The sequence below is a fragment of the Clostridiales bacterium genome, assembly GCA_018333995.1.
Taxonomy (GTDB): Bacteria; Actinomycetota; Coriobacteriia; order Anaerosomatales; family SLCP01; genus JAGXSG01.
This window is the reverse complement of record JAGXSG010000021.1, coordinates 1-26,884: the sequence shown is the minus strand read 5'-3', so window position 1 is coordinate 26,884 and position 26,884 is coordinate 1. Positions and strand designations below refer to the sequence as shown.

The window sequence follows — 26,884 nt, the reverse complement described above, 5'->3', positions numbered from 1 at the left end:
ACACCCCGTGTCGCAGGTTCGGGTTGGGAGCGGAGCGTCGGCGCAGTGGTTCAATGTCGGCCGTTTACGCTGCCGCGATGCAGTCTGTAAGCATGAGCATGGGCGGTGCAAGTATCATGGACAGAGGTCCAGTCCGAGTTGTGTGCTTAGAGGGAGAGCCTGTTGACCGGTCGAGCCATTCTGAGAAGCGCCCTCGCGGCATCGGCAAGAGGGGCTTGGGCCGGTGTGTCCGAAGCCCTTGGCCTGGCGCCCGTGGCATCCCCACTCGACTTCGCCGCCGACACAAGCACCGAGATCGGCACTCGCCTCGCCGACGTGGTCACCAGCCTCCATCGTGTCGGCGCTCTTGAGCAGGTCGGCAGGGCGGCCCTGTGGGTCGCTACGATCCCCAAATGGGGCGACCGCCCGTCCGCTCGTGAGCGCGCGCGTCGCCGCATCGCCAAGGCGCTCGTTGAACTCGCACCGGCCGGCGATCGCAACATCCTTATCGCGCTCACCGGCGAAGGTGTCGACGACATCGAACTCGTTCTGCCACGTCAGCGCACGAACGGTCAGCTCGGAACGATTCGCGCGATCGTCGCCCGCTCGAACCCGAACCGGCACCACCTCGAGCTGCTGGAGGGTCTCGAGCTCTCTCCCGGCATGGGTACCGCGGCAATCACCCGCAAGTGGAACGACGCTTTCAGCGTCGAGCGGGTCACCGACGCTTTCTACAGGGAGTTCCGCCTTCTCCGCGACCGCTTCGTCGCCGCACTCGCGGAGTCGAACCCCGGGCATCCGCTGCTTGACCCGGCCGAAGACGACGAGGCCACGCAAGCCGAGCTGCGACGCTTCGTGACCCGCAACCTCGGACGCGTGCTCTTCCTGTGGTTCATCCAGGCGAAGGGTTGGCTCGACGCCGACGCCTCGTACCTCGTCAATCTCTACGGACGCACCGCCTCTGACCACCGCAACTACTTCAACGACGCGCTGCTGCCACTGTTCTTCAACACGCTCGCTGTCGAACCGGCGCGGCGTACCGAGAAGGCGCAAGCACTCGGAGACATCCCGTACCTCAACGGCGGACTCTTCGTTCCGACTGCCGTCGAAGACCGGCTCTACGGCGACGGTCGCGAGCACATCGATATCGTTGTCCCGAACGAGCTCTTCGACCCTCGTGCACACGACGGCCGTGCGCCCACGCTTCTCGGATTGCTGTCGAGCTACCGCTTCACCACGCAGGAATCCACGCCCGACGACCTCTCGGTCGACCCGGATCCCGAGCTCCTGGGCAAGGTGTTCGAGAACCTCAACGAGGACCGCAAGAAGACGGGCACCTTCTACACGCCGCGAGAGATCGTCCGCTTCATGTGCCGCGAGGCACTCGACGGCTATCTCGTCGAGCGGACCGAGGTCAGCCGGGAGACGCTCGCGCGGTTGCGGCTCGAGGCAATCGACCCGGCCGCCACCGACGTGTACCTCACGCCCAAGGAGCGCAAGCGGCTTGAAGAGGCGCTTCTGTCGGTCACAGTCTGTGACCCGGCCGTCGGTTCGGGTGCGTTCCCGGTCGGCATGCTGCAGGAGATCGTGCAACTGCTCATTGGCATAGAGCAGAGCGCCGACGTGAAGGTACAGATTGGTGGCCAAAAGGTCGCCGAGTGGAAGGAGGCAGTCATCACCAACTGCCTCTACGGGGTCGACATTAATCCGGAGGCGGTTGAGATCTGCCAGCTCAGGCTGTGGCTCTCGATGGTGGTCGATGCCGAGCGTCCCGTCCCGCTGCCGAACCTCGACTTCCGCTTCGAGGCGGGCGACAGTCTTGTTGACCGCATCGGGGATACTCGCCTGCGCGAAACGCTGCCGCGCAGCGGACACCAGGACGCGATGCTCTTCGATGATCTTGCCGAGGCCGAGCGGGAGCTCGAGGCGCTTCGTGCCGAGTACGCGACGCTTCGCGACTCGGTCAGGGCCCGTGAGCTGCGGCGCGAGATCAAGGGAAAGCAGCTCGAGCTGGTGGCGCGCCAGATTTCCGACCAGCTTGCCGGGGTGGAGCGGTCGCTCACTGACATGAAGACCCGGCTGGACAAGCTCAGGCGCATGGGCGCAAGCGCGCGTGACCTCAAGCGTGAGGAGAAGGCGGCTGCCGCGTTCGTCGAGCGCCATGAGCACCTTCGCAAGGTTCTCGACGGCCTGTCTCCTGATGCGCCCTACAAGAAGCCGTTCCTGTGGCCGGTCGAGTTCTCCGAGGTCTTCGAGCAGGGCGGGTTCGACATCGTCATCGCCAACCCGCCGTACGTACGCCAGGAGAAGCTCGCCGCCATCGATCAAGAGACGTATGCGTTGAGCTTCGCCGAGGTGCACACGGGTACGGCCGATCTGCTCGTCTACTTCTTCGCCCGCGCCTTGCAGATTCTCAAGGATGACGGTCGGCTCGCCTTTATCACGAGCAACAAGTTCCACCGGGCGGCCTACGGAGAGGGACTCAGGGCGCTCCTGCCAGCCGACCTACAGATCGAGCATGCCATTGACTTCGGCGACCTTGCGGTGTTCGCGGCAATCGCGTATCCATCCGTGCTCATCGGCCGCAAGACCGCCCCGGATCCCGCTGACACGGTCTCGGTCGCTCGCCTCACGCATCCGGTGCGACAGGCGCTTGCCGAGGCAGGAGCATCCGAGAACGTCTCGAGTGTGCGTGAGCAGCTCGAGAACCTCGACTCGCTGCTCGAGCGCAACCGCATCGACGGCTTCCCGCAGGCGCTGCTTCGCAAAGACGGCTGGGTCTTGGAGGACCCGCAGCTCGTGCGCCTGTTCGACCGCATCATGGCGATTGGTACGCCGCTCGGCGAGTTCGTCCAGGGGCGGATGTATCGGGGCGTCCTGACCGGCTTCAACGAGGCGTTCGTCATCGACCAGGCCAAGTGCGCCGCGCTCATCGCGGCCGACCCCGAGAGCATCGAGCTCATCAAGCCGTGGCTTCGTGGACGAGACATCAAGCGTTGGAAGCCCGAATGGGCGGGCCTGTACCTCATCGCGATCCAGAACTCGGGCGATGCCGACTGCGCGCACCCCTGGAAGTACGCTACGACCGAGAAGGACGCGCGAGCGATCTTTGCGGACTCCTTTCCAGCGATTCACCGGCACATGACTGCCTACGAGGACCGACTGCGCCCTCGTGCCGATCAGGGCCGCTGGTGGTGGGAGCTGCGCTCGTGCACGTATTACAGGGAATTCGAGCAGCCGAAGGTTGTCTGGGCAACCATCACGCCCGAGCCCCGGTTCCTTTGGGACGAGGACGGGTTCTACACGAACCAGAAGTGCTACATCGCAACCGGGCTCCCTAAGTGGGGAGTGGCGGTCATGAACTCGTCCCTGATGTTCGTGCTGGCGGCGGCAACGCGATTGAGCGAGAAGCAGGGCGGTTTCTTGGAATGGGAGAAGTCCCCCATGGTCCCTCTCCCGATTGTTGAGCCAAGGCCGGAGACAGCGGCGCTTCTCGAGAATCTGGTAGACGCTAGCGCGGAGTCCCCGGGTTCGCAAGACGATGCCATCAATGACTTGGTAGATGATGTCTACGGGGTGACGGCCGAAGAGGCTGCGCTGCTGGCTGACTGGAGGGCGCAGCGAGCCTACCTCACGAATGCCGAGGCTGAAGATGACTGATATCCGCCGCTTCATCGCCAACGATGAAATCACCGGCACGATGCTCGCCGAACTCGCCCGTGCCTTCAGCGAGGTGCAGCCCGACAGCGTGCGTATCGCCACCGCCTACTTCACCCCGGATGGCTTCCGCGAGATCCAGTCCGGTCTCCAAGATGCGAACCAGGTGCGTATCCTGCTCGGCGAGCGCCCCTTCATGCGGCGGCGTGGCCCAGGTGAGCTGCTCTCCGGCCAGTCGGATGACGCTGAGCACGCCGGCCCGCTCGAGGCGATCGACTGGTTCGAGTTCCTCGAGGGCGACTTGCCTTGGGTGCTGATGACGCACGAGCAGCGCAGGCAACTCCTCGAGGATGAGGGCGAGGAGAGCTACGAGGCGCGCAAGGAGTTTGATCTCGCCGCGTGGCACAAGGTCCAAGAACTCGTCCGCTTCCTCTCGCGCCCCGAGGTCGAGGTTTGCCGCTATCTCGGGCCGGCCACTGGCACCGTACCCGAAGGTGAGGTGCTCTCGGCGAACACGTCCGAGCGCCTTCATGCGAAGGCGTACATCCTTCGCGAGGAGAAGGCCGCCTACGGTGCGGTGGGCAGCAGCAACCTCACCAAGGGTGGGCTGCAGGACAACATCGAGGCCAACCTCATCACGATGGAGACCGGGCCGACGCCGGTGGTCGACGAGCTCGAGGCGTGGTTTGACCGCAAGTGGGACGAAGCGCAGGACTGCAAAGACGAGTTCATCCGCCTGCTCGAAGAGTGCGTGCTTTTCGGTCGGCGCTTCACGCCGTGGCAGGTGTTCCTCAAGGCTCTGCACGCGGCATACGGCAACTTCCTCGGCATCGGTCTCGATGAGGAGGTGGCTGGTCGACTCGCGCTCTTCCAGCAGGAAGGTGTCTCGCGAGCCGTCGAGCTGCTCGAGCGGCACTGGGGTGCTATGGTCTGCGACTCAGTGGGTCTCGGCAAGACCTACATCGGCCTTGGTGTGCTTCGCGAGTACACGCTGCGTAAGAGCAACCGCGTGAGGGCGCTTGTCGTGTGTCCGGCCCAGCTCGAGGGCAACTGGTCGTCCGAGCGTCTGCACGCCAACGGTATCTTTGGCGAGACGGTGAGCATGGAGTACCTGCCCCAGCTTGCCGACATCGACGAGATCGAGGACAACCTCGAACGCGAGCGCAGACGCCGCAAGCTCAGGGCGCTGCAGGACGCCGACATTGTGCTCGTGGATGAGAGCCACAACTTCCGCAATCCGGGCACAAAGCGCTACCGGGCGCTCATGGAGATCATTCGGGCCGGCGCCAAACCGGACAAGCGTGTGCTGCTCTTGACCGCCACCCCTATCAACAACACGCTGTGGGATCTCTACCACCAGCTCATGCTCATCACGCGCGGCGACAACAGCTGGTACGCCGGGCGCGGGCCGGTCGGCAACCTCGAAGGCGAGTTCCGCGCGCTCGAGAAGACCGGCGGCGGACCGGGGCTGCTCAACACGATGCTGCTCACACTCGTACGACGCACGCGCCACGACATCCGTCAGCGCCAGGAGGCCGGAGAACCACTTGAAGTCGACGGGCGCCCGCTCGTGTTCCCTGAGCACGAGATTCCGCAGGCCATCACCTACGGACTCAAGGAGCTCTACGGCGATGTCTACTCACGTGTCATCGAGGCGATTGAGTCGCTCAACTTCGCCGTCTACAACCTCGAGGCGTACGGCATCGAGCGTCCGGGGATGAAGCGCACAGACACCGAAAGCGTTGTGAAGCGTAACGACGCCTATATCGGCATCATTCGAACGATCTATCTGAAGCGCATGGAGAGCTCGGTTGCGGCGCTCATGGCGACCGTCCGCAATCAAGTCAATTATCTCGACCTGTTCCTGTCCTTCCTCGACCAGGGCAAGGTGCTCTTCGCCAAGGAGCGGGATCGCCTCCGCGTGCTGCTAGGCGGGGCACTCGATGACGAAGCGCTCGAGGCAGCCGGGGGTGACGAGGACGTGAAGGCGCTGCTCGATTCGCTGCAGCAGGTCGACACCGCACAATGCGACGTCAGCAAGCTGTCCGAGGCTGTTCGCGCTGATCGAGATTCGCTGCAGGGTCTCCTCGCCGCGCTCGAGGGACTGGAGGCGGCGGACCCCTCGAAGGATCCGAAGATCGCCGCTCTGCGCGCGGTCATCGACGGGCTTCCTGCGCTCGACGACAATGGAGTGCCGGTCAAGGTGGTCGTCTTCACGAACTACAAAGACACGGCGGCGCATCTGTTCCAGGCCTTCGGTGGTCCGACCGACGGACTCAAGGGTGATGTGCGGTGTCTCTCGAATCTCACGGGAGAGCGCTGGCTGTCGGTTCTCACCGGCTCAGACGACAAGAGGCGGCGGGCCCAGGTACTCGCCCACTTCGCGCCGCTTGCCGCGCTTCGCGAGGACCGCGACATCGATGACCCGGAGCTTGCAGTTGAGATCACGCCTTTCAGAGAAGCGCGCATCGACGCGCTCATCACAACCGACGTGCTAAGTGAGGGCCAGAACCTGCAAGACGCCCAGTACCTGCTCAACTACGACCTTCACTGGAACCCGGTGCGTATGATCCAGCGGGCCGGACGCATCGACCGGCTCTTCTCGCCGCATAAGCGCGTGTACTTCTACAACGTCATGCCCGAGAAGGGCCTCGAGGATCTGCTCAAGCTCGTCAAGAAGCTATCGTCACGAGTGAAGGCGATCGATGCCACGCTCGGTCTCGATGCATCGGTACTTGGAGAGGTCATTGAGGCGAAGGCGCTCGACGACATGATGCGCATCCAGCAGGGCGGCAACGAGGCCGAGGCCGTCTACCTCGAAGGCGAGCGCCGCGCGGAGTTCGACGATGCGCTCGACCAGCTTCGCGCCTATATCGACCTCGTGAAGTCACTCGGCACCCAGGACGTCAGGAGTCTCCCCGACGGCATTCACAGCATTCGCGAGAGCGACGAGCCTGGGGTGTTCGTGCAGCTCAAGATGCCGGACGAATTTGGCGGCGAGGTGTTTTGGCGGTTCTATCCGGCAGACGCTTCACCGGTGATCTCGTCAGCGATCGAGGCTGCGTCGCGAATCGCCTGCAATCCAGAAGACGCACGTGCCGAGCTCGGCCCCGAGGACAACCCCTTCCAATACCTGATCGAACCGTTGAAGACCGCGATCGCGGAGCTGGGGCAGGAGTACCAGCGTCGCATGAGCGCTCAGGACCCCGGCGAACTGGTGCGCCAGATCCGCTTGCGGTTGCAGGACCCCAACGTGCAAGAACGTCTGGGCAATCTCGCGGACACACTCTTTGACTGGTGCGACCAGCCTCACCCGAGCGATCTGCTGAAGCGTGAAGACAGCGTTCAGGAGGCGTATAGGGCGCTGAAGGTGGCTGACGCTGATCCTGCCGTGGTGTCAGGGGCGCTCGAGAGGCTGTGGATGGGGCTCGAGGCGAAGGGCCTCGATAGGCCCCTGCCACGGCCAGCGACGCGTCCACCGAGCGAGCGCGACCTTCAGCTCGTGTGCTGGGAGCTGGTGGTGCCGCCGAGGACATTGGGCGCAGCCGTCGCGGCTGATCAGGAGGAGGCGTGCGCCGAGTCAGGCACTCCGCCGAGCCTGCTTGACTCTACCGTACAGCTGAAGACGCCGCTCTAAGGGAGCCTGTGAACTTGTACACGGTGACGGCTAGCCCTGAGATCGAGCGGACGACGCTTCGCGTTGCCGCTCATCTCAAGTGACGTTCGCCACATGATCGGGGGAGGTTTCACGTGTGGGAAGTGTTTGGGGCAGTAGTGACCCTTGTACTGGGCGCGCTTGCCGGAGTCATTGCGACGTCACTAGTTCAGGATCGCATCGATTCCGTCCTGTCGAGCTTTGACACTGGCGCATTCATCACCGGTCAGGACCTGCGCGGGAACTGGGACTTCGAGTACCTGATTCATCACGATGAAGGCAATCACGCTGAGCGGGCAATGATGCGGACAGTGCAGGTCGGTAACAGGGTCCGCGGCATCTGCGAACCCACGTCTCCTGGAGGGTTCTGTCTCAAGGTACGGGGCGTGCTGCGCGGAGCGACCATCACCGGCTCTTGGACCGATATGGATCCCGGGAGCCGGATGTCAGGTGCGTTCTTTCTTCACTTGAACGCGGATGGTAGTGCGATGGTCGGCAACTGGCTGGGCCCGCATCAGGGCGAAGGGGAACCTAGAGTAGGCAGTCTAGAGTTGACGCGAATCGCCTGAATGCGAGGAGTGGTCCCGTGCGCCGAACCTCAAAGAGCGCGAATGGAAGCTTGGCTCTCACCGAAGCCGTCAGGAATGAGGACTGCTGGCCCGAGGGGTCTATGATCGATCAAGAACGGAGCTCAGACTCGCGACTTGCAGCCGCGTCCTTTTCATGGAAGCGCTTCCAGCAGAAAGCGCCGCCCGTAGGGTGTGCACGGGTGGCAAGGCAACGGGGGCGGCGCTTCAGCTGAAGCGCAACCGCGTTATCCCCATCGCCCAACGACCTGAACCGACAGCACTTGACGGCGGTCGGGCGTACTGTAGGCTTCCGATAGGGGTGTAGTTGCGCGACAGGTGACGCCGGGGGACAAGTGCCGTATAGCACACGCATGATCTGCCGACGGTCAAGCCGGGACAAGCGCGGAGGGAGGCTGCTATGCCAGACCATTCAGCGGACGAGCAACGGGCCTTCCTAGACGCGTACACGGAGTACATTGAGTTCACGCTTCTCCCCGCACGTGACGAACTGCTCCAGATCATCCTTCCTTGGCAGGATCCAGTCTACTGGGAGTCCCGCGTCGAGCCCGAGAAGCCCCTGCCGACACCAATCCATCGTCTCAGGGATCGCGTGAAGCGACCCGAGAGTGTCATCGATAAGATTGCGCGAAAGCCCGCCGACTTCCCGCTGGGACTTAAAGCCGAGAGCATCGAAACGATGACCGACACGCTTGGCTTCCGTATCGTCACGCACTTCCTGACGGACTTGGCTCGCGTTGACGAGGCAATTCGGTCAACACCGGAACTCGAGCTGGCCACAGACGATCCTCCAGTCGCGTATCTGGACGAGGAACTTGCCCAGCGCATCGGGCTCTCGATGAAATGCGAACAGAAGGACTCCGGCTACGCGTCGGTGCACTATTGTCTTCGGGTTCGGCCGGATGCGTCACGTCTCTACGAACCGCCATGGGTAGAGGTTCAGGTTCGCACACTGACCGAGGACACGTGGAGCGAAATCGAGCATCAGCTGGGCTACAAGCCAAACAAGCAGACGTCGTTCGCTGTCTCGAAGCAATTCGACATCATCGGGGCGCATCTCCAAGCCATTGACGAGCACTTTCAGTTCCTGGCTGATGAGCTGGCCAGGTTCCAGGAGGAGAGGGAGATTCTGGACAGTGATCCGCTGAATGCGGAGAACCTGCCGCGAGTCCTGGAGAAGATCGGCATCCGTTGTGGTCAGTCGGAAATCGATCCTCTGTTGAAGGCGCTGTTCAGCCGTAGTGTCGTGACGGTGAGAGACCTCAGGCGAATCGCAGGCAGTCATCGTGTGATGGAGCGCATCACGCGAACGCACAAGCATGAGATTGGCCGCGCACCGATCAGCTTCGAAATCGTCACTTGTCTAGCCAACCTCGGGGGCGTGTCCAAGCCGGCGAAGCAAATCGAACTCATCAAGGCCCAAATCGAGGCAAACAAGGTGTGGCAGGAGACTCTCCAAAAGCTGCGGGGTGCGCATGGTAGCGCACCATCACCGAATCCAGGCATCGACGGTTCTGGAGACTGCGACCCATAGCGAACTCGTCTCGATTCTGTACTAGGGGTAGTGTGGCCCGAATGGACTAATAAGATGGCATGAAAAGGACGCTCCGCCGACACTGTCGTTGTTACCAGCAGCGACAGGGAAGGAGAAGCGGATCGGACGGCCGCGAGCGTTAGACTGAAGCGAAGCGGGTGGGCCGCTGCTCATCCGCCCAAGGTCATGCAGTGCGCCCACTGAGCGGAACAGACTGGGGAGGGTTGAATGGCTGACGCCGCACTTGGGGTCACATGGAGCACAGACCATGTTTGCGCTAAATGGCTTGATTCGTCTGTCACCGAGGCCGGGAAGCATTCCCTAGTACTTCTGGTCGAACGCGATGCTGCGCGCGACGCAATTCTTGGCGACTTGAGTGAACTGGTTCGAGAGCACTACGTCGCACCTGAGACTCTGGCGAGACGTCTTGAGGAACATGGCGCAACGCAGACCGCAGCCCTGGTTCGAGCGCAGCTTCCCACCGGAAAGAGAAGTCGCTCCGGTGACATGGGGGAGATCCTCGCAACTGAGCTTGCGGAACAGACACTTGGCTTCTCGGTGCCAGTGCGTCGATTGCGCTGGAAGGATGGGCGCGAAATGGCACTGCGTGGCGACGACATCATCGGTGTAGCTGGGAGTCTTGATGCTCTCGTCTTCCTGAAAGGAGAGTCCAAGAGCCGTGCCAGTCTTGCCACTGCAGCCATCGACGAAGCAGCCGCAGCCCTCGAGCGAGATCGCGGTCGTCCTACTAGGCACTCGGTTCTCTTCGTGGCAGACAGGTTGCGAGAGCAGGGCCGCCACGATATTGCTGCCGGACTCGAATCGGCCGTCATCAATGGCTTCAAGGGTTGCCGTGTAGAACACCTGCTCTTCGTTCTGTCTGGCAACAACCCAGGCAACCTGTTAGCTGCGCACTTGGCGGCCTGTGCGACGCACACTAAGCGTCACGCAGTCGGGCTGCGAGTCGCAGACCACAGTGCTTTCATTAGCACCGTCTACGGAGCTCTCTAGGCGTGCACTCGCTGAACGACATGATTGCTCTTCTCGAACGCGTGGTCGCCCCGGGCTACGGCGGCCGACTGCTGGACAAGGGATTGGCGCGAGGACTCATCTGGCGCGACGGAATGTTGCCGCAAGGATCCCCATCCTTTCCGGAAGCCCTGACGGAGGACTTGCTTGACTATGCCCACGGTGTTGCTGCGCTCGCTCTCCGGATACAGTCACAGGACCCACACGCCGACATGCTGGAACGTGCCTTCTTGGTTGCCGGGGAGTCGATAGAGGCGGTCGTTCTCAGGGGGCAAGACAGTCCGAACTGCGGTTTCCATCGCCTGACTGCCGCCGTTGCCTTTCATCTTGCCGGCTACTCAGCGCGTGCATACACGATGTTGCCATCTCTAGCGGAACGACAGAATCTCGCTCCGCCGGAGTGCGTACTGCTGCATCTGCTTAGGCGAAACTTAGTCGAGATGCACGCTGAGTACTCGGCGTGGCTGCTCGGCGGGCATCACTCGGATAGCGAAGTGGCGAGGCGTCTTCAGCACGATGACGAATTTGATGTGCCGGACGCCGTTGACTCAGTGCTGACCACCTCCCTCATGAAGTCCCTTGCACTACTTGACCACGGCCTAGCCATCGGAGATGGAGACGCTGTTGCAGATGCAACCGCTCGCTTACAGTCGGTGGAAGCCGCAGCACTGGAACTGGGTGCGGTCAGTCACTGGTGGACAGCAGCGCTCTCTGGAGGCTTGGCGAAACAGCTCTGGGAAATGAGCCTACATCAGCAGCTTCCGGAGCTTGCGGAGGATGATGTTCATCACGCCCGATGGTCATCGCTGCGAACGGACTACATCAGGCGCTTGAGGGCGAGTGATCGTGCTTCGATTGAGCTTTGGCCATCACAGATTCAAGCGGTCGGTCGTGTCCTGGACGCTGATGATGACCTGGTGGTGGCTTTGCCGACCAGTGCAGGCAAGACACGCATCGCTGAAATGTGCATTCTCCGTTCCCTAGCCAGCCACCAGCGTGTCGTGTATGTCACGCCGCTGAGGGCGCTCTCTGCACAAGTCGAGAGGGACCTCTCCGACACTTTCGTGCCACTCGGATTCGCGGTCTCATCTCTCTACGGTTCGGCTGGAATCGAGATGGAGGACTCGGAGGTTCTTGGCCAAGCGGATATCGTCATATCCACACCGGAGAAGCTCGATTTCGCGCTCCGCAACGACGACTCGATCATCGATGACGTTGGGCTTGTAGTGCTAGATGAGGGGCACATGCTCGGCCCACAGGAGCGCGAAGTCCGATACGAAGCGCTCGTCCAGAGGCTGCTGTCCCGCGCTGATGCAGCTGCCCGCAGACTTGTGTGCCTCTCAGCGCTCTTCCCGACGCCAGAGGAGATGGAAGATCTGGTGGCGTGGCTGCGCCAGGATCAACCCGGCAACCCGGTGCACTCTACCTGGCGGCCCACACGTCAGCGTTTCGGAGTGCTCCGATGGGGAGGAAGCGCCGCCCGCCTAGAAATCAGCTTGCATGACGAAACTCCTTTCGTGCCGCGGTTCGTCGAGGCGCAGGAGCCACCTGGGGGCTCCCGTCGGCGAAACAGCTTCCCTCAGGGCAAGCAGGAACTCACGCTCGCAGCAGCTTGGACCTTCGCCCAACAGAATCAGGATGTGCTGGTCTACTGCTCGCTCAGGAAGTCGGTCGAAGCGCTCGGCAAGACTATCAGCAGGTGCATACGACACGGGGTTCTGTCCCCGCTAGTAGAGCCAAGCGCACGAGTTCGGAATGCCATTGTTACCGGAACGGAATGGCTTGGGGTGGATCATCCCGCAGTGGAATGCCTCAATTATGGCGTTGCACTGCATCACGGTGGTCTACCAAGACCGTTCCTTAGCGAGATAGAGGGGCTACTGCGTTCACGTGAGTGCCCCGTTGTTATTGCGTCGCCCACCCTGGCGCAGGGGCTCAACTTGTCTGCCAGCGTTCTGCTTGTACCTTTCGTTTGGCGCAACGGCGAAGTCGTTCCGACAACCGAGTTCGCGAACGTCGCTGGTCGGGCGGGTCGGGCGTACGTCGACATGGAGGGACTCGTCGTCCACGTGGTGTGGGAGGATGAGCCGCGCCGCGCCCGAAGGGCAGTGAAGACGTGGGAGGACTTGGTGGCATCCGCCAAGGCCCCCAAGGTCGTAAGCGGGATACTACTGTTGACCTGGGAGGTATACCAGCGCATCGCGAAGGCTGCCGCCATTCCGCTGAAGGAGGTCGTTGAATACGTTGCCGGCAACGACTCAGCTTGGGACATTCCTCAGGCCAAGGCTGATGAACTGGGCCTTTCTGTTGCCGAGTGGGAGAGGGATATCGCATCCTTGGATTCTGCGGTCCTTGCGCTCCTGGACGCCGATACTTCCGCCGAGTGTCTGGACGAAGCGCTCACCAATGTGCTGCAGGGATCATTGTTTGCGAGGCAGCTGTCTGAAAAGACACCAGAGACTCAATCTCTCCTCGCAGGCTTCATCGCGGCCCGAGCGGCCCACGTGTGGACAAACACAAGTGAGCAACAACGGCGCGGATACCACGCTGCGGGCGTGGGTCTGCGAGCAGGCAACTTCCTAGATGAACACCTCGACACTCTGGTGTCCCTCCTGCTGGAAGCCGAAGCGGCGGTTGCCGACATGGACGTCTCCGCTGTTGCAGGGCCAATCGTGGAGTTCGCGGAACTTGTCCTTGAGACGGCCCCGTTTAGAGCTCCACGCGCGCTACCGAATCGCTGGCAGGACGCCTTGCGCGGCTGGATCGTTGGGGAGCCAGCATCTGAGATTGTCAGCCTCTGCGATTATGGTGTCGACCTACTTCAGGAAGCCCTGTCGTACCGACTGCCATGGGCGATGGAAGCAGTGAGAGTGCATGCTCTTGCCATGGGAGTAGCTGACGCAGAGAAACTTGCAGGCATCGCTCCGTTGGCCGTCGAGACGGGCACGGCGAACCGCAGTTCAATGCTTCTTCTGAGCAGTGGCCTTGAGTCTCGTGCGGCTGCTTTCGTCGCGATCGACTCGACCGCTGCGACTTTCGGGGATCGCACTGAGATGATGCAGTGGTTAGATTCAGATGCCGTGAAATTGGCGGAGACTGACGAGTCCTGGCCAACCCCAGGCAGCAGACACCAATGGATTGCCTATAGGGAGCGGGCCCGAGCAAACCGATTGGGGAGGTGGCGGCGTATGGCACAGAGCATCGAAGTAGTCTGGGAATCCGCACCCCCGTCGCCCGGCCAGCGCGTAGTCCTTGAACCGTCTGCCTCCCCAGGGGAATGGCTGGTACTCACGCCGACATACGATCGCTTGGGCGTTACAACCGCAGATATCGCTCACGAGCACCGTGAAATCGTCTCCGTGCAAGTATCCCAGGACGGCGAAGCGGTTGAGGTGGAGTACTTTGGACGCGTGAGTCGCTAGCAGGCCTGGCGCCTGCTAACCTCGACCTGACTCGCTTCGCTCGTGAGATCCGTCAGACGTCACGGTGCGGCCGCTTGGCGTTCGCATGATAATGTGACAGCGGCGAGTGCGGTTCCAGAAAGGCAGAGTCGATGGCGGACACGGGAGCGATGGGCGGTCTTGCGAGGACACGCCCAGGCGCGGGTTCGAGCATAGCGATCGTCGGAGGCAGCCTGAGGGCGGCTGCGATCTTGCGCTTGCTGAGCGAAGTCGGCAACGTGCGTATCGCGGCGCTCGCCGGTGCTCCGGTGGCCTCGCCCGCCGCGCGTCTTGCGGCGGATCTCGGTGTGTTCGTGGCCTCCGACATCGATGACGTGTTTCAGCTGGATGGACTCGATCTTGTCATGGACATGTCCGAGGACGCCGAGATGCACGAACTGCTCGCGACGCGCAGACCGGCTGGTATCGAACTCGTGGGGACCTCGGGGTCGGAGCTTGTATGGGATCTCCTGGTCGCGAAGAAGCGAGGCGAGGAGCAAGAGAGGCTGTTCGCCGAGCTCCAGATCGCCTACGACAAGATCCGCAGCCACGAGCGACGCCTTCAATCCAGCAAGCGGGAGCTAGAGCGCACCAATGAGGAGTTCGAAAGCAAGCTCGCCGAGATATTCTTCACCCACGAGTTCTTCAAGGCGCTCACCCGGTTCACCGGTGTCGACCAGGTCTGCAACCTGATCGTCGACGGCGCCAACGGCATCCTCGGCGCGGAAATCAGCTGTGTGTATCTCTTGCAGCGGGAAGAGTCGTTCCTGCGTATTCGCGCTTCCCAAGGCAGGCCGCCGGAGGTCTTCGAGCCGGAGGTGCCGGTGGCACAGACCATCCTCGGCGCGTCGTTTCGCGAAGGGCTCGTACAAGAAGCAAGCGCGGAACCGTCATCGCCGTCACTCGCGTGGATGCGCGAATCGAGTGATATCCGGTCCCAAGTGGCGGTTCCGCTCCGGTCAGGCGAGACGGTGCATGGTGTCATCGTGATCGCTTCCGCGAACCCGCGCGAGTTTTCGACGGCTGAGCTGGAGCGCCTTCAGGTCATCGCGAACCAGTCCTCGCTCGCGCTCGAGAATGCGTTGCTCCACGGCGAGCTTGAGCGGCTTTCCGTCACCGATCGTCTTACCGACCTGTATAACCACGGGCACTTTCAGCAACGCCTCGACGAAGAGATCAAGCGAGCGGAACGTTTCGGACATCCGCTCTCGATCATCCTTCTTGACATCGACGACTTCAAGCGGCTTAACGACGCGTACGGGCACCCGCGTGGCGACGCGGTTCTCAAAGTGGTCTCAGCCATCATTCGCGACAATCTTCGCGAGATCGATCTTGCCGCGCGGTATGGCGGCGAAGAGTTTGTCGTGCTGTTGCCTGAGACCGGGACGGACGGCGCCAGCGCGGTGGCGGAGCGTGTGCGCGCACGGGTCGCGGATGAGGCGATGCGGCTCGATGGTGTTGACAAGCCTGTTCGCACGTCGGTCTCGCTCGGAGTGGCTACGTTTCCGATCCACGCCGAGACCCACACCGGGTTGATTGACGTCGCTGATCGCGCCCTCTACGAAGCGAAGGCGGCCGGTAAGAACCGAGTCGAGGTGGCGACGTGAGACCGATACTGCCAGGCCAGCGTGGTGCGGCGGTCGAGGACGTGCAGCGCAAGCTTCATCTGCTCGGCCACGATCTCGGTCCTACCGGGGTCGACGGTGTGTTCCTTGGCCAGACGCGCGAGGCGGTCGTGGCGTTTCAGCGGGCACACGGGCTTTCTGAGGACGGGGTTGTTGGAAGGGAGACGTGGACGGCGCTCGTCGATGCGACATTCCAGCTCGGTGACAGAGTGCTCTACCTGAGGCTGCCTTACTTCCACGGTCAGGACGTGCGTGCGCTGCAAGAGGCGCTCGGGGCGCTCGGTTTCGCTGTGGGGCAGGTAGACGGGATCTTTGGTCCCGCGACCGGACGCGCCGTGCGCGAGTTCCAGCGGAACAGCGGGCACATCGCCGATGGGATAGCCGGTGCCGAAACCATCCAGGTTATCGAACGGTTACGGCACGTATGGGAGGGCCGATCGGCGACCACGCACACACGGCCCGTATCTGAGCCGCCGCCCGGGGGCTTGTTTGGAAGGCGTTCCGTAGCCGTCGCGGGATGCGACCTGGTGGCTGCGGAGGTGGCTGAGCGCGTCGTGAACGTGGCGCTTGCCACCGACCCGCACGCGCGGATCGAGATCGCCCAGGATCCCGGCGCGGCCGACGTCACTGTGTTCTTGTCAACCTTACCGGCGATCGAGGAGCGCACCGGGCCGTGCGTGAGCGGGGGAGACGACGACGTCGCAGCGTTGGCCGCACGGCTCGTGACAGCTGTCGAAACCGCGCCGGAAGACGCCGGGTCGATCGCGATCGACCTCGGTGACGTCGCGGGCGAAGACCATGAGATTCAGCGCATGTCCGTACGTGTGTTCGACGCGCTTCGCCGCGCGATGGCTCGTTAGACATGATTTGTGCTATCATTGCGCGGTTGTATCGTCGTTGTACCACAACAGGAGGTAGCGCTCTGATTTCTAGCAGACGCACACCTGTCGCCCTGGTTCTTGCCGTCGTGCTCGCGTTTAGCGCTGTTTCCGCGTACGCGTCACCGGCTTCGGCTAAGCGTGAGCAGGCCCGGCAGGTCAAACAGCAGATCGACGCCCTCGATGTCGAAGTCGAGCTGGCCGCCGAGGAGTACAACGAGGCACGGATAGCACACGAGTCTCTGGTCAGCGAGATGCGGGCGACCGCCACGCGCATAGCTGAGACTGAAGCGGTCATCACTGACTTGCAGACCCGTCTTGAGGCGCGCGCCGAGGCGATGTATCGCAATGGGCCGTTCAGCTTTCTAGAGGTCCTCTTAGGAGCGCAGGATTTCGAGCAGTTCTCGACGATGTGGGATCTGCTTCAAGACATCAACTCCAGCGACGCCGGCAACGTTGAAAACCTTCAGGCCGCACACGTGGAGCTAGCGGAGGCCAACGCGCGTCTCGCCGAACAAGAAGCGGCCGCAAAGACGGTGCTCGACCAGATGGCGGCGAACAAGGCGGCGATCGAGCGCAAGCTCGCTGATCGCAAACGTATGCTTGCCGGCCTCGAGACGGAGATCGCCGCGATTGAGGCCGCTGAAAGGGCGCGCGCCGCCGCCGCCGAACGCGCCGCCGTCTCGCGCAGTTTCCCGCTCGTGCGCCAACGGTCGTTCCCGCCACCTACCCGCGCGCCCCGAAGCGAGGTCGTCGATATCGCGAAACGATATCTCGGCGCTCCGTACCGCTGGGCGGCATCGGGCCCCGATATGTTCGACTGCAGCGGGTTCACCCTGTTCGTCTTCCGTCAGGTCGGCGTGTCGCTTCCTCACTCATCCAGGGCGCAGTACGGGGTGGGGGAGAGGGTATCGCGGGCCGATCTGCAACCAGGTGATCTCGTGTTCTTTGGGTCCCCGATTCGCCATGTCGGCATTTACGTTGGCGGCGGACAGTACATTCACTCGCCACGTACTGGAGATGTCGTCAAGATATCGTCGCTGGGGGGCCGCAGGGACTACGTTGGCGCCACTCGGCCCTAAACGCTCGATGTGGCGCGGCGGCGCTTCGAGTACGGTATCCTGTACGCACGCCGAAATCGAAGCACGGGGTGAGACGCGATGGCTCAGATCGACGGACTCCTGAGGCTGATGACCGAACAGGGATCGTCTGACCTGCACGTGAAGGTCGGGAGTCCCCCCGCGGTCCGGCTTAACGGCAAGTTGCGTGTCATGCGCGAGATGCAGCCGCTGAGCCCCGACGACACGCGCCTTCTCGCCCTCGGCATGATGGACGATCGTCAGAAGGTCTCGTTTGAGAACCATCGCGAGATCGATTTCGCGTATTCGCTTTCGGGAATCGGCCGTTTCCGCGTCAACGTGTTTCATCAGCGAGGCAGTGTGGGCATGACGTTGCGCCGCGTCGCCACAGAGCGGGCCAGCGTCGAGGAGCTCGGGTTGCCTCCGATCGTGCGCCGTCTCGCGGATGAGCCTCGTGGGCTCGTGCTCGTCACGGGGACCGCAGGCTCCGGCAAGACCACCACTCTGGCGGCGATGATCGATCACATTAACAGCACCCGCGAGGGGCACATTGTGACGATCGAGGATCCGATCGAGGTTCTCCACAACGACAAGAAGTGCATCGTGAACCAGCGCGAGATCGGCATTGACACCGAGTCATACGCCGATGCTCTCAGGCACGTGGTGCGCCAAGATCCCGACGTCGTCCTCATCGGCGAGATGCGTGACCACGAGACGGTGAACGCGGCGCTTACAGCCGCTGAGATAGGAAACCTGGTTCTGTCGACGCTCCACACCATAGACGCCACCGAAACCATCAACCGGATCATCGATTTCTTCCCGCCCTACCAGCAAAAGCAGATCCGTCTCATGCTGGCGTCCACGCTCAAGGGCATCATCAGCTTGCGTCTCATACCCACCATCAACGGCGGACTTGTTCCCGCCGTCGAAATCATGGTCATGACCGGTACGATCCGTGAGTACATCAACGACGCCGAGAAGACATACCTCATCCGAGACGCGATGGAGGAGGGCGAGTACTACGGGATGCAGACGTTCGATCAGAGCCTGCTCCGTTTGTACAAGGACCGGATGATCACACTCGACGACGCGATCGGGATGGCGGCTAACGCGCACGACTTCAAGATCAAAGTCCGTCACCTGGGAGTGGAATCGCAACACGCCGCAGAGAGCGGCATCTACTGATCCCGGTCGCCGCCGCCTCGCACAGCCTCGCGCCGCCTCCGTAGCGCCGCATGCGTGGTGAGCGCTCCGGCAAGCGAACCCAGCGTATCGATTCCCCAGTCGACCACGTCTGGAACTCGTCCGGGGACAAACGCCTGGTGGAACTCGTCACTGACTCCGTATGCCGAGGAGATGAGAACGGCGAGCATGATCGCTCGGATGCGATCGGGGGTTTCGTGCGAGATCGCCAAGTACAGCAGGCCGCCGAGAACCCCGTACGTGACAAAGTGCGCGATCTCGCTCCCGGTTCCCGGGATTGCCGATCCGGGGAGCGAGGACATCGCGAAGATCACCGCCATCCAGGCGGCAGTCGCCGTCCACGCTACGCTTCTGCCGAGCGTCGCTCGTGGCGGTGCCTGGGGTTTGTTCAGCACGTTGCTCTCCATCGTGCGTTGATGTCAGGACCGCAGAGAGTCTAGCAAAAGCAACAGATGTTGACCCGCCCAGCGACGAGTGGCAGGGTTGTCATTTGTATTGAGCCCGTAGCCGTCAGTAAGGATCCATGTGGCCATGAAGCGCCGTACCGCCGTGATCGCGGTCATCATCTCCGCAGTGTGCTTCGGCACACTCGCCATCTTTACGTCCCTGGCCTACCGTCAAGGCGCTGAGCCGCTTCAGTTGCTGGCGTGGCGGTTCGGTGCCGCGTCACTGTTGCTCGGAGGGTACTTTGCCATAATCAGGCCGCGGGCGCTCTGGGTGGGCCGCGGTGATCTGGGCCGCTACGCTGTCCTTGCGGTAGCCGGGTACGGAGCCGCATCTCTTTGTTTCTTCTTCGCGCTCCTCCACGCGGACGCGGGAGTGGTGGCGGTGCTCTTCTACACGTATCCGGCCCTGGTGACGCTGGCGGCGCGGCTGTTTGGGCGCGAAGCGCTCGATCTTCCCCGCGCCGTGGCTATCGCGCTCACGTTCGCGGGATGCGCGCTCGTTGTTGACCCGTTTTCCGGAGGACAGGGCGTTTCCACGGCGGGTGTCTTGCTCGGACTCGGTGCCGCAGTTGGATACGCGTCGTTTAACGTACTTTCGCACCGCTGGTTGCCCGGCCGGTCGCGCGGTGTGCTGATGACGTACACGTTTGGCTTCAACACGATCGCGATCGTGTTCATAGCCTCGCTTGTCGGCGCCCCGCTCGCACCCGTAGGCTGGACGTGGGAGACGTGGATGTTGCTCGGCGCCATCGTCTTAGTCCCGACGTTTGCCGCCGTACTCTTGTACTTGAGGGCGATGCGGCAGATCGGACCTGCCCAAGCCTCGATCATCTCGACCTTCGAGCCGCTCGTCACGATCGGGCTTGCGGCGCTCGTGCTCGGTGAGAGGCTGTCGATCCCACAAGCTGCGGGTGCTGTTCTCGTGCTGGCTGGCGTGGTGCTCGCCGAGTTCCATGTGCGCGACTTAGACGAGGTGGCGATCGTCTGACCACGCCGCGCATGTCGTCTCGCGGACGGAAGCGGGCAGGGGAGCTTGTGGACGCGGAAGGAGCGGCGCTACTACACTGGCAGGTGCGGTTTAAGGAACCGTGATGGCACATCGGAGGAACTCGTGGACCACTACCGTACGCTGCAAGTTGCGCGCAACGCCGAACCCGAGGTCATCGAAAAAGCGTACCGCGCTCTGAGCCTCAAGTACCACCCGGACGTCGTTCCTGAAGACAGGCGGGAGGGTGCGACCAGAGCGATGCAGCGGATTAACGAGGCGTACCGGGTGCTGCGTGACGCCGAGTCGCGATCGCGCTACGACCGCTCTCTCGTGCCAGAGGCGGGAGGAAGAGGAAGCGCGTGGGACACCTTCATGGCGAAGGGGCTCGTCGGGATGTTTCTGGAGCGAGTGATCCCTGACCGGTGAGCATGGGTACTCGGTGTTGCGTGCGGCGCCTGGCGCGATCACCTATCCCGCGATAGCCCGTTCGAGCTTGTCGCGAAGCGCCCGGATGATGCCTGGGTAGGAGACCGCTCCGTCGTAGATGGGGACGCCGTCGATAACGGTGACCGGGTAGAGCAACCCCCGGGTCTCGATCTCCTTGATGATCGACGCCGAATGCTCCCTGACGGTTTGGCTCTGCGCATCGCGATAGACGACCGTGGCGGCGTCGCCAAACTTGCGTGCGACTTCGTCACGGATGAGAGCGGTGATCTCCTCCGGAGACCATGACGGCCCTCAACCTCCCGAGTAACACGACGTATGGGTTGGCATGTCAAACACCTCGACCGTGACCACGGCTTCAGACACGTAGACCTCCATCAATCCAGGGGCTGCGACGTTCACCGTGAACGTACGCGGCATTAGGTTCAGCACCAGCGAGTAGCGAATCTCATACCTTATCGGCAAAGGGGGAGACTTCCTGAACGATATGATACCCCATAGGGTATATATGCGCAACTCTGCCACGCCGATGGTGCTGCTGGTACCATAGGAGCACGTGTGAAGCGCGCTTTGGGTGCTGGAAGTGAACCGCGTGAGACGGGGGTAGCTGTGAAAGAACGTAGCGGGGAAGTGGGCTCGCGTTCGATGCTGCTCGTGATGGTGGGTGCCGGAGTCGCCATCGGCGCAGCCTTCCCGCCGATAGCGAGCGTGTTCGTCGAGCCTAAGGGACCCAGTGCGCTCGCGGGTTTCTGGGTGATGTCGCTTACCGCGGGTGTCGTTCTCGGGACCGCGTGCTACTTCATATCGAAGCGCATGGCGGAGCGTCTCTTCTCCGCGGTTCTTGAGGAGACCGCGGCTCTGCTTGAGGTACCGGTCGCTCGCGCTAAAGGTATCGCGGGTATCCGCAACGAGTTGCTCCGTGAAGCGGGAGACCTCGGGCGACTGCTTGCGCGGGTGCAGTCGATGAGCAACGAGGTGCGCGCGCTCACCGCCGAAGTTCTCGCCGCTACCGAACAACAAGCGTCCGGCGCCGCGGAGCAGGCGGCTGCGGTCGCGCAGACATCGGCCACTGTTGAAGAGCTCGCACAGACTTCCAAGCAGATCGCCGAGAACTCCTCGGCGGTGGTGGCCGTCGCCGAGCGTACGCTGCAGAGCGCCGAGGAAGGCATGGGCGCGGTCGCGGACACCGCGGCGGGAATCGAGGAGATTCGTGCCACCACGAACGCCTCATCCGACCGGATTCTCGCGCTTGGAGAGAGAAGCCAAGAGATCGGACGGGTGCTCACCATCATCGACGAGATCGCCGAGCAGACCAAGATTCTCGCGCTCAACGCCGCCATCGAGGCCGCGCGCGCCGGTGACGCCGGGAAGGGATTCGCGGTGGTGGCCGAGGAGATCCGAAAGCTCGCGGATTCGGTGACCGAGTCGACGCAGGAGATTGGCCGCGTGGTGCGTGAGATTCAGGCATCGACGTCCTCGCTCATCATGTCCACCGAGCGTGCCGCCAACAAGGTTGATGAGGGCAAGATGCTCGCGCAGCGCACCGCGCAGGCGCTCGAACGGATCGTGTCACAGGTCGAGGAGACAACTGACGCCGCCAAGCAGATATCGATAGCCACGCAGCAACAGCGCACAGCGTCTGATCAGGTAGTGGTCTCGATGCGCGAGGTTGCCTCCGTCTCCCAGCAATCGGCGGAGACATCACGGCAGGTATCATCGGTGATCGCTCAGCTCGACAAGCTCGCCGACTCCCTGAAATCGATTCGCTGAGGTGGGCGACGTCGTTGACAGGCTCGCCGCTGCGGGGATTGTGATTCCTGGCGCTCCGGCAGCTCTGGGAGCGTATGTGCCGGCGGTTCGAGTCGGCTCGCTTGTCTTCACCGCAGGTCAGCTGCCGCTTGCAGACGGCGAGCTTCTCGCGGTCGGTCACGTGGGCGCCGACGTGACCGTCGAGCGCGGGCAGGAGTGCGCGCGGATGTGCGCTGTCAACGCGCTCGCGGCGGCGTCAACGGTGTGTGATCTCGACGAAGTGGTCCGCGCGGTCAAGCTCGTCGCGTATGTCGCCTCGGCTCCGGGGTTCATCGCTCAGCCTCTTGTCGTCGATCACGCGAGCGAGGTGCTTGTAGTCGCGTATGGAGAGCGAGGGCGGCACGCGCGCGAGGCCGTAGGAGTGGCGGAGCTGCCCAAAGGCGCCCCGGTCGAGCTCTCGATCGTTCTCGAGCTCGGCCGGTAGATCCGGTCCGCTGGGCTGGGATCCGGTCGCGGTAGGAGTTGTGCCATGCGTAGTGAATCAGACAGTGTGAAGATTCGGACGCTATATACCCCCTCGGCTGTTGATGGACGCAGGTGCATTCAGGTATCGTCAGTGTGTTAATCGGCGTGAATGCTTGTGTCTTGACGAAAAGCTCGGCTTCATGGGCTTGTGAGGAGAGGTGTGTATGCCAAAAGTCTCTCTGAGCGGATTCAAAGATCCGCTTCGGCGACCGCGGTACATCATCTGGACGGGTGTCGCCGTCCTGGTGCTGGCTGCGGTCATGATCGTCGCGTTAGGGGCGACATCCACGTACTGGTTTTGCGCGGAGGGGTGTCACAAGGTCCAGGATGACACCATCATTGCCTTCAATCGCTCCTCGCACTCCAACGTGTCGTGCATGGCGTGTCACATGAAGGTGAACGCCGACCCGATAACCTTCGTCCTTCACAAGGCAGAGGCTCTTGGGGAACTCTACTTGACGGCTACGAACAAATTCTCATTGCCGCTCAATCCGACTTCCCACCTCGCCCTCGACGCGAAGTACATGGGGTCCGAGCAGTGCACGCAGTGTCACAACCTCGCGACGCGACCGGTGACGCCGAGTCCGGGCATAATCATCGATCACGACGTGCACTCTGAAGCCGAGATCCACTGTACGGTCTGTCACAACAGGGTGGCGCACCGTGAGGACTTCGAACTCACCCTTACCGATCCCAACACGGGTGAGCCAAACAGGAAGCACGAGAACTTCATGCTCATGACCGCGTGCTTCCGCTGTCACACGCTAATCAGCGAGTCACCGGGAGGTATAGTGGCGCCCGGCGCGTGCGAGGCGTGCCACACGCCCGGCTTCGAGCTCAGACCAGACTCCCACTTCGAGGAAGGCTTCTATCCTCGCGGACATGCCGATCTTGCGCTTGCTGAACTGGAACAAGAGGCACAGGCCGCAGACGGTGATGGGAGCGCGTATGCCGCTGAGGAAGAGACTCTTGGCCCCGACGCGCCTATGTACAAGCGCTTGGCTCAGCTTCCCGCCGTCGCGGAGATCGATTACTGCTCCACGTGTCACGTGACCGATACGTTCTGCGGGGGCTGTCATGGGATGGAGATGCCGCATCCCGTCGAGTTCGTCGAGAAGACCCACTCTGAGAGCGCGGCGAGCCAGCCCGAGAAGTGCATGATGTGTCACACCTCAGTGGATCCAGCGTTTTGTGACTCGTGCCACCACGGTGTCGAGTCTGGTTGGGAGTTCGAAACTGAGGTGGCTTGGGGTGGTTCGCAGCACGCGGAGGCTGTCCGCACGAACGGTGTTCCCGGGTGCCTCGGCGTGTGTCATGAGCCGGCGTACTGCCAGGACTGCCACACAGCTACGAATCCGCTTCCCACTTCGCATGGGGCAGCTGACTGGCTGCGACGGCCAGCGGCCGAACTCGGTCAGCATGCGGTAGACGCTAACAACGAGATCTCAGCGTGCGAGGTGTGTCACGGTGAGGGCGGGGCTAGCGCGCCGTTCTGCAAGAGCTGCCACGTTGTGGACGTGCCTCATCCGCAGGAATTCAAGCAGTTCCATGCTTCTACGGGACGCAACAATCCCCAGGCGTGCTCCAACTGCCACACGTACGTCGAACTGTGCAGCGATTGCCACCATGAGGGCGCGGTCGATGGCCAGCCATGGCTTAGGGTGCATGCCGACACCACGAACGAACAGGGTGCCGAGGGCTGCTTCGAGATGTGCCACGACAGAGCGTTTTGTGTCGAGTGCCACACCAGCCGTGCGGTTCTGCCAGAGAGCCATCAGGCAGGCGACTGGACACGCCGCGCGACGATAGATGCGCCGGCCAGGCATCCCGCCGCGTTTGATGAACAGCCCGAGAACTGCTCGTACTGCCACGGCGACGGCGGTGCCAAGGCTAAGTTCTGCACCGATTGCCACAAGCTCGAGATGCCGCACCAGCCGGACTTCAAAGAGACGCACGCTCCGAGCTTCCGTGAGGAGGAGTTCGCTAAGCCAGCGTGCATGAACTGCCACTCCCAGTACTTCTGCGACAGGTGCCATCATGAGGGCGCTACCGGCGCACAGCCGTGGACGCAGGAGCACGCACCGCTCGTGAAGGACAAGGGCGCCGAGCCGTGCTTCGTGTGCCACGAGCCCCCGACGTGCGCGGCATGCCATGTGCGCCTCGGTCGATAGCACAAGCTGACGGACTCGAATAGTGTGTGAACGGAAGGCCCCCTCTGCCGAGGGGGCCTTCTTTTTTGTGGGGCACTATTCCGGAGAGCTTGCCTCGACGTGAAGGGTGCGGGGTGGGACAAAGGATTTGGAGGAATAGGCCGGAGGGGACGCGCTGGCCTTGACCGGAAATGCAATGCATGAGGCGCCTTACGCTGAGCGGGGCGTGGCCGCGGAGAACTGGATATACCATCAAAACTGCAACTTCTACAGTAATGACGGAATATACTCCTACAAGCTCTAACAGGGGGCGAGTACGAGATGAACGTGAATAGACTGGCGCTTGTTATCTTGCTGTGCGGTGCCGCGCTGACAGTAGGGTGTTCCTCACAGCAGGATAACAAGGTCTCGGAGGGGCAGGCTCCCGCAGAGAGTCTCGAGCCGGAAGACCCCGATACGGGGGTCTTGTATCTCGGCAAAGAGGGTGAGACTGGGATCGACTACGTTTCTCTCGCTGGCCAGGCAGATCGCGTTGATGATCTCGATGCGATTGGCAGCTGGCTTGGTTCTCGCCTATCACTCGTGGGAATGCCTGAGAGATCGAGACCCATCGCATTCTGGGTAGCGAAACCAGAGTTCAATGGCTACAGGCATGCTTTGATCGAACTGAGCGACGGAACCCTGATCGAGATAACTGTCAACTCGGATGTGGAGGCAGCGCGGGCAGGTGCGGCGATCGAGGTCGACCCTACGCTCTCACGGAAAGAAGCACACATTCAAGAGATGTCGCTTGGTTCCATCACGGCCGAGGCGCGGGAGAAGCTCGACATTCCGGTGGTCATAGACAAGGATACTGGGATGGCGCTGCCAGGAACCGGCCTCAAGACTGGCGTGGCGAAGATATCGTGGGCACAGGACCGCTTCTCGATTATGGTCATGAGCGAGACGGCAGCCGTTGCTCAGCTACTTCCTATCGCAAGGGCAGTCAGACTCGACGCCGAGTGACCGGGCCGCAAGATGTGAAGCTCGAATTCGAGTAGGAGACCTACGCTCCCTAGCTCGTCCTCCCCGACGGGCCCCACCCATTCTTCACGAGAGTCGTCGATGCTTGCTTGGCGGAGGTGTCGCGCACATTGCCCCCAAAAGGTCTCTTCGATGACGGCGATGTCGACGCTTCGCGAGACGGGCGACCTGCTTGAGGAGGCGGCAGCGCAAGAAGGGACGAGGGATCGAGATCAAAGCCATGTGCTCCTACGAGGGCAAGAAAGACGGCGCGCGCGTCGTGTGCGTGCAACACGCCCTCGTCGGCGACCCGAAACGCTTCTGGGAAGATGCCGTTTCGACGCGTCGGCAATTCCTGGCGATGTTCGGTCCCTGGAACTGAGAGTAGACCCCCCGAATCCTTACACGCTCATATTCCACGATGTTTTGCCCTCGCGATGCGGAGCGTGTATCATAGCGCCTCGTCGGGATGTGGCTCAGCTTGGTAGAGCGCTGCGTTCGGGACGCAGAGGTCGTGGGTTCGAATCCCGCCATCCCGACCATTCGTCCACTCTCACAGGACCGGTCGGGATCGACCGGTCCTCCCGTGTCCCTGAGGAGACTGCGTGATCCAGCAGATCATCGATTTTCTTGGATATGGGCTTTGCCATCAGCTGCCCGAGCGGACACTTTCAGGGACCGGGCTCACGTTGCCCGTGTGCGCACGTGACACGGGGATATACGTCGGCTTTCTCGTGGCTGTGCTCATCCTTACGTTCTTAGAGCGGCAACGGCCTTCGTTACTGCCGCCATGGTGGGTGAACGTGATACTCGGAGCAGGGCTTGGCGCCATGGTGATCGACGGCTTCACTTCGTATTTCGGTGTGCGAGCCACTAATAACGAGTTGCGGCTCGCTACTGGACTGGCGGCTGGG

19 protein-coding genes and 1 tRNA gene are annotated in these 26,884 nt (G+C 62.2%); 18 read left to right on the top strand and 2 right to left on the bottom strand.

Annotated features, from left to right (window positions below; genetic code table 11):
* Positions 1 to 225: 225 nt before the first annotated feature.
* The 10 genes from KGZ40_06035 to KGZ40_05990 all read left to right on the top strand — a co-directional run bounded on the left by KGZ40_06035 (position 226) and on the right by KGZ40_05990 (position 18,648).
* The gene (locus tag KGZ40_06035; GenBank protein ID MBS3957068.1) at positions 226 to 3,639 is read left to right on the top strand and encodes an Eco57I restriction-modification methylase domain-containing protein; all 3,414 of its coding nucleotides are present in this window, start codon (positions 226 to 228) and stop codon (positions 3,637 to 3,639) included.
* Positions 3,632 to 7,273 (top strand): hypothetical protein, encoded by a 3,642-nt coding sequence (locus KGZ40_06030; GenBank protein ID MBS3957067.1) that lies wholly within the window; start codon positions 3,632 to 3,634, stop codon positions 7,271 to 7,273. The genes KGZ40_06035 and KGZ40_06030 overlap by 8 nt, the downstream gene beginning before the upstream one ends.
* A gap of 113 nt (positions 7,274 to 7,386) precedes the next feature.
* Positions 7,387 to 7,860, top strand: a complete 474-nt coding sequence (locus KGZ40_06025; GenBank protein ID MBS3957066.1) for a hypothetical protein — start codon at positions 7,387 to 7,389, stop codon at positions 7,858 to 7,860.
* A gap of 418 nt (positions 7,861 to 8,278) precedes the next feature.
* Positions 8,279 to 9,412 (top strand): hypothetical protein, encoded by a 1,134-nt coding sequence (locus KGZ40_06020; GenBank protein MBS3957065.1) that lies wholly within the window; start codon positions 8,279 to 8,281, stop codon positions 9,410 to 9,412.
* A 228-nt stretch (positions 9,413 to 9,640) separates the two neighbouring features.
* Complete coding sequence (locus KGZ40_06015; GenBank protein ID MBS3957064.1) at positions 9,641 to 10,423, top strand: DUF1837 domain-containing protein; 783 nt, start codon at positions 9,641 to 9,643, stop codon at positions 10,421 to 10,423.
* 548 nt (positions 10,424 to 10,971) lie between these two features.
* Positions 10,972 to 13,863, top strand: a complete 2,892-nt coding sequence (locus KGZ40_06010; protein MBS3957063.1) for a DEAD/DEAH box helicase — start codon at positions 10,972 to 10,974, stop codon at positions 13,861 to 13,863.
* A gap of 131 nt (positions 13,864 to 13,994) precedes the next feature.
* Positions 13,995 to 15,488 (top strand): GGDEF domain-containing protein, encoded by a 1,494-nt coding sequence (locus KGZ40_06005; protein ID MBS3957062.1) that lies wholly within the window; start codon positions 13,995 to 13,997, stop codon positions 15,486 to 15,488.
* Complete coding sequence (locus KGZ40_06000) at positions 15,485 to 16,366, top strand: peptidoglycan-binding protein (protein MBS3957061.1); 882 nt, start codon at positions 15,485 to 15,487, stop codon at positions 16,364 to 16,366. Before KGZ40_06005 ends, KGZ40_06000 begins: the two co-directional genes overlap by 4 nt.
* A 2-nt stretch (positions 16,367 to 16,368) precedes the next feature.
* On the top strand, positions 16,369 to 17,466 hold the full coding sequence (locus tag KGZ40_05995; GenBank protein ID MBS3957060.1) for a C40 family peptidase: 1,098 nt from the start codon (positions 16,369 to 16,371) through the stop codon (positions 17,464 to 17,466).
* A gap of 78 nt (positions 17,467 to 17,544) precedes the next feature.
* Positions 17,545 to 18,648, top strand: coding sequence for a PilT/PilU family type 4a pilus ATPase (locus KGZ40_05990; protein ID MBS3957059.1), 1,104 nt, complete (start codon positions 17,545 to 17,547; stop codon positions 18,646 to 18,648).
* On the opposite strand, the gene KGZ40_05985 is transcribed toward KGZ40_05990, so the two are convergent.
* Entirely contained in the window at positions 18,642 to 19,061 is a 420-nt protein-coding gene (locus KGZ40_05985; GenBank protein MBS3957058.1) for a VanZ family protein, read from the bottom strand. The genes KGZ40_05990 and KGZ40_05985 overlap by 7 nt on opposite strands.
* A gap of 136 nt (positions 19,062 to 19,197) precedes the next feature.
* Between KGZ40_05985 and KGZ40_05980 the strand changes: the two genes are divergently transcribed.
* Both KGZ40_05980 and KGZ40_05975 read left to right on the top strand, forming a co-directional pair.
* On the top strand, positions 19,198 to 20,100 hold the full coding sequence (locus KGZ40_05980; GenBank protein MBS3957057.1) for a DMT family transporter: 903 nt from the start codon (positions 19,198 to 19,200) through the stop codon (positions 20,098 to 20,100).
* 123 nt (positions 20,101 to 20,223) lie between these two features.
* Positions 20,224 to 20,526, top strand: coding sequence for a J domain-containing protein (locus KGZ40_05975; GenBank protein ID MBS3957056.1), 303 nt, complete (start codon positions 20,224 to 20,226; stop codon positions 20,524 to 20,526).
* Between the two features lie 42 nt (positions 20,527 to 20,568).
* Here KGZ40_05975 and KGZ40_05970 read toward each other — a convergent pair whose 3' ends face one another.
* Complete coding sequence (locus KGZ40_05970) at positions 20,569 to 20,814, bottom strand: DUF1462 family protein (protein MBS3957055.1); 246 nt, start codon at positions 20,812 to 20,814, stop codon at positions 20,569 to 20,571.
* 288 nt (positions 20,815 to 21,102) lie between these two features.
* Here KGZ40_05970 and KGZ40_05965 point away from each other — a divergent pair, with 288 nt between their 5' ends.
* The 6 genes from KGZ40_05965 to KGZ40_05940 form a co-directional block, all read left to right on the top strand.
* Positions 21,103 to 22,314 (top strand): methyl-accepting chemotaxis protein, encoded by a 1,212-nt coding sequence (locus KGZ40_05965; protein MBS3957054.1) that lies wholly within the window; start codon positions 21,103 to 21,105, stop codon positions 22,312 to 22,314.
* 1 nt (position 22,315) lies between these two features.
* Positions 22,316 to 22,777, top strand: a complete 462-nt coding sequence (locus KGZ40_05960) for a RidA family protein (GenBank protein MBS3957053.1) — start codon at positions 22,316 to 22,318, stop codon at positions 22,775 to 22,777.
* A 205-nt stretch (positions 22,778 to 22,982) separates the two neighbouring features.
* Positions 22,983 to 24,989, top strand: coding sequence for a NapC/NirT family cytochrome c (locus KGZ40_05955; GenBank protein ID MBS3957052.1), 2,007 nt, complete (start codon positions 22,983 to 22,985; stop codon positions 24,987 to 24,989).
* Between the two features lie 300 nt (positions 24,990 to 25,289).
* Complete coding sequence (locus tag KGZ40_05950; protein ID MBS3957051.1) at positions 25,290 to 25,973, top strand: hypothetical protein; 684 nt, start codon at positions 25,290 to 25,292, stop codon at positions 25,971 to 25,973.
* A gap of 462 nt (positions 25,974 to 26,435) precedes the next feature.
* Positions 26,436 to 26,512 (top strand) — tRNA-Pro (locus tag KGZ40_05945).
* Positions 26,513 to 26,575: 63 nt separating this feature from the next.
* Positions 26,576 to 26,884 (top strand): DUF2085 domain-containing protein (locus KGZ40_05940; protein ID MBS3957050.1); only part of this gene is annotated, 309 nt, incomplete at its 3' end.